The sequence below is a fragment of the Undibacterium sp. SXout7W genome (genome assembly GCF_049339385.1).
Classification (GTDB): domain Bacteria; phylum Pseudomonadota; class Gammaproteobacteria; order Burkholderiales; family Burkholderiaceae_D; genus Undibacterium.
This window is the reverse complement of record NZ_JBMPPF010000096.1, coordinates 1-372: the sequence shown is the minus strand read 5'-3', so window position 1 is coordinate 372 and position 372 is coordinate 1. Positions and strand designations below refer to the sequence as shown.

1 pseudogene is annotated in these 372 nt (G+C 67.7%); it reads left to right on the top strand.

Annotated elements, in window-relative coordinates:
* A pseudogene (locus ACO0LB_RS20640) lies at positions 1–372 on the top strand (esterase); the annotation flags it as partial.

Sequence of the window (372 nt, the reverse complement as noted above, 5' to 3'; positions counted from 1 at the left end):
CAATCTGTGCTACGCCGTCGAGGCGATGTACGTCAGTTCCGGCAACCGCAGCCACCACAGCGCGCCGCAATGCCTGGATGGTGGCGTGGAGATTGCCGCTACCAACGCGCGCGTGCAATCGAGCGTGGCCGCCGCCGATGGTCGTATCGCGGGCTGGGGTGCCCCGGCGGATACGCTGGCGGTGCGGGACATCCAGGTCAAACGCGATGGCAGCTATGCCTTGCAACTCAAGTACCGCAACACCGCGCATCAGGTCAACCTGGGCATCAGCGGCGGCGTGAAGTGGATGACGCTCAGGGACGGCAGCGGCGGCATCGCGGCGCAAGGCGTGGTGCAGTTGCCGCATTCGCCGGCCAGCGCCGGGCCGTCGTG